Below are 6,355 nucleotides of genomic sequence, written 5' to 3' on the forward strand. Positions count from 1 at the left end.
GAAAGGAGGATTAGGCCGGCGCGCCCGCCGACTGTCCGGACGGGTCGGGATCCTGGTCCTCGACGTCGTCGAGTTCACCCTCCCACTTGGCCACCACCGCTGCGGCGACCGAGTTGCCAACCACGTTGGTCGCCGAGCGGCCCATATCCAGCAGGTGGTCGACGCCTAGCACAAGGGCGATCCACGCCTCAGGCAGGCCAAAGTAGGTGAGGGTGGCCATGATCACCACCAGCGAGGCGCGTGGCACGCCGGCGATGCCCTTCGAGGTCACCATCAGCAGGAGCAGCATGAAGATCTGCTGCTGCACCGTCAGGTGCACGCCGTGCGCCTGGGTGATGAAGATGGTCGCGAAGGTGCAGTAGAGCATCGAGCCGTCGAGGTTGAACGAGTACCCCAGCGGCAGGACGAACGAGACGATCCGGCGGCGCACTCCGACCTTGGGCAGGCTGTCGAGGATGCGCGGATAGGCGGCCTCGGACGAGGCGGTCGAGAAGGCCAGCAGGGCCGGCGTGCGGATCACGCCGAACAGCGGCACGACGCGTTTGCCGATCACCAGGAAGCCGGCGATGAACAGCAGCACCCACAGCACGCCCATGGTCGCGTAGAAGCCGACGACGAACTTGCCGTAGACGGCCAGCATCGCCAGGCCCTGGGTGGCGATGGTCGAGGCCAGCGCCGCGAAGATGGCCAGCGGGGCGAGCTTCATCACGAACTCGGTCACCTTCAACATGATCTGGGCGCCCTGCTCGACCAGGTTCAGGACCGAGGGCGCCTTGTTGTCGAGGGCGGCCACGGCCGTGCCGACGAACAGCGAGAAGACGACGATCTGCAGGATCTCGTTCTTGGCCATGGCGTCGACAATGGAGGTCGGCACCAGGTGGGTGATGAACCCCTTCAGGGTGAAGGCCTCGGTGCTGGCGGCGGGGGCCGAGGCGGCCGCCGCGGTCTGCATGTGCAGGCCGGCCCCCGGTTGCAGCAGGTGCACCATCATCAGCCCGACCAGCAGCGAGACGATCGAGGCGCAGATGAACCAGCCCATGGTCTTGGCGCCGATCCGGCCGACGGCGGCGGCGTCCTCCATGTGGGCGATGCCCGCCACCAGGGTGGTGAAGACCAGCGGCGCGATGATCATCTTGATCAGCCGCAGGAAGATGTCGGTGACCAGCGACAGGCCCTCGGCGGCGGACTTGGCCTGATCCGGGCTCATGAACTGGTTGCACGCCCAGCCGACGGCTACGCCCAGCACCATAGATAGGACGATCAGCAGGGCGAAACGACGGTTCATTGGCGGCTCATCGATGAGGAACATGCAGGCGCGCAGCCCTGGTTTCTCGGTAAGACGCACGGACGCGGCCGGGCCTCACCCTCTTCACGTCTTCGTTGGTCGCGACGTCAGGGGGCGGGGATCACGTCGAACGCAATCGTCAGCCGCGGCTCGTCGCCGCCGAAGGGTACGGTGCCGTGCCACATATAGGACGGGAACAGCGCCAGTAGACCCGGTTGCGGGCGAATATAGTGCTCGGCCTCGAGCGACGGCCTGGTCGGGATCGGCGGCGCGCCGAACCGCAGCCAGCCGGCCCGGTCCTTTTCGTTCCCGATGGCGGCCGGCAAGCCGATGTAGCAGGCCGAGGATATCCAACCCTGCGGATGGATGTGGTCGACGTGAAAGCCGTTCGGTTTCAGCCGCACCGACCATGCGCCCAGCACCCGGTGAGGCCCGTGATTGCGCCGCCGGAAGATGTCGTCGCCCTCGCCGACCAAGGCGCGATAGGCCTGGATCGGCCCCTCGACCGCCTGGAAGAACGCGGCGATGGCCGGGTGGTCGGAATGCAGCAGGTTCTGAGGCGTCTGGGTGCCGCCGCGCAGGGACTGTTCGATCGGGTGCGCCGAGAGGGCGTGCAGCTCGCCCAGGGCCCCTTGCAGCTCGTCGAGATAGGCGTCCAGGCCCGACCAGCCGCGCGGCGTGTCGATGGTCTGGGCGCGGACCAGGGCGGCGTAGTCCCAAAGGTCGCGGTAGCGGGCGTCACCGTCCAGGCGCCAGGCGGTCGCCAGGGCGGCCGCCGCCTCCTGGTCGGCCGGATCGCGGGCCAGCAGCCGCTCGGAGATCGCCGCCGCGGCATGAGCCTCGCCGAGGGCGAGATGGGCGTGGGCCGCGACCCGCTGCACCGAGGCGTCCTGCGGCGCACGCCGAGCGACCGCGTTCGCCAGGTCCAGGCTGCGGGCGGGATCGGTCTCCAGGAGCAACTGCGCCGCCTCTAGCGCTAGGCGTGGATCGCCGCCTGAGGCCGCCAGCACCTGTTCGGCGTAGGCCCTGGCCGCATCGGGCCCTTCGATGTGGTTGAGCAGCCTGATCTTCACGGCGGCGAGGGCGGAGCCCGCGGCGGTGTCACCACCCACGCGGGCCAGCGCCGCTTCGACCGGCGCCAGCGCCTGCGCCGCATCACCCCGGCGCATCCAGACGAGTTGGCCGAGGTCACGCACCGCGTCGGCATAGGCGGGCCGACGAGCGACCGCCTCGGCCAGGGCGCGCTCGGCTTCGTCGTAGCGGCGCTGGCCCTGCAGAGCGCGGCCATAGACGAGCCAGGTCTCAGGCGCATCAAGGCCGAGGGCGAATGCGCGCTCGCACTCGATAGCCGCCTCACGGTCGCGCCCGGCGTCGCCAAGGCCCGAGGCCACGTTATGCGCGGCCACTCCGCTTCGAGGGGTGAGGTCTGCGGCCCGGCGGTAGTCGGCCAGGGACTCCTCGCGGCGATTCAAAAGCTTCAGGGCGGCGGCGCGGGCCGACAGCGCTTCGGGCCATGGCGTCGGCTCTTGAGCAAAGGGCCGGATCACCGCCTCGGCCTCGACCGGACGGGTCGTGGCGGTCAGCAGCCGAGCCAGGGCTGCGGCGGCCGGGGCGCAGGCCGGTTCCCGCGACAGGATGCCGCGATAGGCCTGCTCGGCCTCCGCCGTTCGTCCCAGCCGGGCCAGGCCGCGGGCGCGGTCAAGCTCTTGCGCCGCGAATGGACTGAGGGCTGGCGGAGAACTCTGCTGCGAGGACAAGAGCCTGAAATCCGGAGGTTTGCGCCGCTCGAAGGCGCCTTGGAAGGGCATTGTGCGAAAGCCCTCGGCGCCCTGTCCAGTGCAGCTGTGACCGATCTGCACGCCGAGATGACAAAATTACAAAACCGACATGTGGGTCCACGAAGCCCCTGCGTCTTGGGGTCCGGAAGCGCGAGGGGCGCGTCCGGATAACAACAAGGGGCGGTGCATGAAATCGAGTTCGTTGAAGTGGCTGATGGCGGGGGGAGTCGCCTACAGCGCGTTGCTCGCGGGCGGCGTGGCCTACGCGCAGGAAGAGACCACGGCGGTCGAGGAAGTGGTGGTCACCGGTTCGCGCATCGCGCGGCCTGACTATATCGCCAACAGCCCGATCGTCTCGGTCGGCCAGGCGGCCATCGAGAACACCGGCCAAGTGACTGTCGAAAAGTCCCTCTCGCAGATGCCGCAGTTCACCGGCTCGTTCGGTCAGGGCAACACCGGCTCGACCTCGACCGGCCTGAACGGCGGCCAGTCCTACGCGTCGCTGCGCGGCCTGGGCGCCAAGCGCACCCTGATCCTGATGGATGGCCGGCGCCTGCAGCCGTCGAACCCGGATGGCTCTGTCGACCTCAACACCATTCCTGAAGCCCTGATCGAGAACGTCGAAGTCATCACCGGCGGCGCCTCGACGGCCTACGGCTCGGACGCCACCGCCGGCGTCGTGAACTTCCGTCTGAAGCGCAACTTCGACGGCATCGTCGTCGACAGCCAGTACGGCATCACCGAGAAGGGCGACGGGGAGTCCTTCAAGGTCTCGGTCACGGCCGGTTCGGCGTTCAACGACGGCAAGGGCCGTGCGGTTCTGTCGGTCGACTACACCAACCGCGACATCGCCCTGCAGAGCTCGCGCGACTACTTCATCTTCCGCCTGTCGACCCCGGGCCTCTCGACCATTCCGCAAGGCACGGTGCTGTTCGGCGCGAACCTGCCGACGCTGGCCTCGGTCAACAGCGTCTTCGTCGGCAAGTACGGCACCCCGGCCCTGACCGGCAACTCGGCCGGCCGCTACACCGGTCAGATCGGCTTCAACACCGATCAGACGATCTTCTCCACCGCCGGCGTGCCGGTGTTGAACTTCCGCGACCCGCAGACCAACGACGCCTACATCGTCAATTCGAACGCGTCCGGCACCCAGCAGCAGGTCAACTTCGGCTATGACGGCGCCTCGATGCAGTCGGACCTCGACCGCTATGCGGTGTTCGGCAAGCTGGACTACGACCTGACCGATGACCTGCGCGCCTTCGCCCAGTTCACCTTCACCGACTACGAGTCGGTCGGCATCACCAACCCGACCCTGGCCTCGAACGTCTACGGCCTGACCGTCCCGGTCTCGAACCCGTTCATCCCGAACGACTTCCGGACGATCCTGGCCTCGCGTCCGACCCCGAACGCCAACTTCACCTTCTACAAGGCCCTGAACATCCTGGGCCCCCGGATCCAGAAGTACAGCTACACCGTCTTCCAGCTGACCGGCGGCCTGTCGGGCAAGGTCGGGTTCAAGGATTGGACCTGGGACGCCTACGCTTCGTACTCCAAGGCCAAGTTCGACAACGAGCAGATGGGCGGCGCCAGCGCCAGCGCGGTCGCTCGCCTGCTGAACAGCCCCACCGGCGGCACGGAATACTGCTCGGGCGGCTGGAATCCCTTCGGCAACCTGACCCCGTCGGGCGACTGCATCCGCTACATCACCCGTCGCACGCTGAACCAGAACGAGCTGGAACAGCGCATGGCGGAAATCAGCTTCCAGGGCGGGCTGTTCGAGCTGCCGGCCGGCGAGGTCCGCTTCGCCGCGGGCGTCGACTACCGGGCCAACGAGTACACCTTCAAGCCCGACAGCCAGCTGAACCAGCCCGACGGCACCTCGGACGTGCTCGGCTACAGCGTGCTGCGTGACGCAGCCGGTTCGGTCGACACCTACGAAGCCTTCGGCGAACTGCTGGTGCCGATCGTGAAGGACCTGCCGTTCATCGAGGCGTTCAACGTCAACCTCGGCTACCGCTTCTCCGACTACTCGTCGGTCGGGGCGATCAGCACCTACAAGGCCGACTTCGACTGGACCGTGGTCCAGGGCCTGCGCCTGCGCGGCGGCTACAACCGCGCCATCCGCGCGCCCAGCGTCGGCGAGCTCTACGCGCCGGTCTCGACCGGTTCGGTGGCCATCGGAACCGCCGGTTCGGCCAACATCGACGGCGATCCCTGCGACGTCCGCTCGTCGTTCCGCCAGGGCGCCAGCGGCGCTCAGGTCAAGGCGCTCTGCCTGGCCCAGGGCGTGCCGACTGCGATCATCGACAGCTACCAACTGGGCACCGCCCAGGTGTTCGCCCTGACCGGCGGCAACCCGGACCTGCAGGAAGAAACCGCCGACACCTTCTCGATCGGCGCGGTCATCCAGTCGCCGTTCGAATCGCCGCTGCTGTCGCGGATGTCGGCCTCGATCGACTACTACAGCATCAAGGTGCAGGACGCCGTCGGCCAGCTGCCGATCAAGAACGCATTCCAGTTCTGCTTCAACGCGGGCGGCAACAATCCGAACTTCGACCCGAACAACTACTACTGCAAGCTGATCGCCCGGAACACGGCCAGCGGCGTGCCGCTGAACCCCGTCCAACCGCTGCTGAACCTCGGGCAGTTCGAAACCACCGGCGTCGATTTCCAGTTCGACTGGAACTTCGACCTGATGGACGTCGGCCTGCCGGAGAACGCCGGCTCGCTGGCGATCAACGTCGCCATTGGCTGGCTCAACGAGTTCAAGATCCAGACCCTGCCGAACGCGCCGACCTATGACTACGCCGGCACCTGGGGCACGGCGGTCGAAACCAGCGCCGGCCAGGCGCACCCGGAGTGGAAGTCGGTCGCCTCGGCCACCTACACCAACGGCCCGGCCAGCATCGGCCTGCGCTGGAGGCACATCAGCGAGATGCAGAACTCGGCGCGTATCGTCACGCCGACCAGCACCTCGCGCGGCGTGAAGGCCTACGACATCTTCGACCTGAACGGTCGCGTGAAGCTGCCGTGGGACACCGACCTGCGTTTCGGCGTCAACAACCTGTTCGACAAGAACCCGCCGCAGGCGGGCGACACCGAAGCCAACTACGACCAGCAGAACTACGACGTGATGGGCCGGTCCTATTACGTCGGCGTGCGCAAGCGCTTCTAGAGGTCTCCCCAGAGGGCGGGACCAGCCCCACGGGCCCGTCTTCGCAAGCCGCTGCGTCCTTGGCGGCCCGGGGGGGGGGGGGCGAAACCCCCCCCCCCAATAATTACAAAGGGGGGC

At 67.6% G+C, this 6,355-nt stretch carries 3 protein-coding genes; 1 reads left to right on the forward strand and 2 read right to left on the reverse strand.

Annotated elements, in window-relative coordinates; genetic code table 11:
* Positions 1-10: 10 nt before the first annotated feature.
* A complete protein-coding gene (locus ACE3T2_RS01140; protein WP_374653805.1) occupies positions 11-1,285 on the reverse strand; it encodes a dicarboxylate/amino acid:cation symporter in 1,275 nt (424 codons plus the stop codon).
* A 107-nt stretch (positions 1,286-1,392) separates the two neighbouring features.
* A complete protein-coding gene (locus ACE3T2_RS01145) occupies positions 1,393-3,093 on the reverse strand; it encodes a putative 2OG-Fe(II) oxygenase (RefSeq protein ID WP_374653807.1) in 1,701 nt (566 codons plus the stop codon).
* A gap of 157 nt (positions 3,094-3,250) precedes the next feature.
* Between ACE3T2_RS01145 and ACE3T2_RS01150 the strand changes: the two genes are divergently transcribed.
* A complete protein-coding gene (locus ACE3T2_RS01150) occupies positions 3,251-6,238 on the forward strand; it encodes a TonB-dependent receptor domain-containing protein (RefSeq protein ID WP_374653809.1) in 2,988 nt (995 codons plus the stop codon).
* Positions 6,239-6,355: the final 117 nt, after the last annotated feature.

It is taken from the genome of Phenylobacterium sp., from assembly GCF_041919955.1.
GTDB lineage: Bacteria > Pseudomonadota > Alphaproteobacteria > Caulobacterales > Caulobacteraceae > Phenylobacterium.

Bases quoted from the DNA above. Each gene is read 5' to 3' on its own strand.
- ACE3T2_RS01140 (WP_374653805.1), bottom strand. From the start codon at position 1,285: ATGAACCGTCGTTTCGCCCTGCTGATCGTCCTATCTATGGTGCTGGGC.
- ACE3T2_RS01145 (WP_374653807.1), bottom strand. From the start codon at position 3,093: ATGCCCTTCCAAGGCGCCTTCGAGCGGCGCAAACCTCCGGATTTCAGG.
- ACE3T2_RS01150 (WP_374653809.1), top strand. From the start codon at position 3,251: ATGAAATCGAGTTCGTTGAAGTGGCTGATGGCGGGGGGAGTCGCCTAC.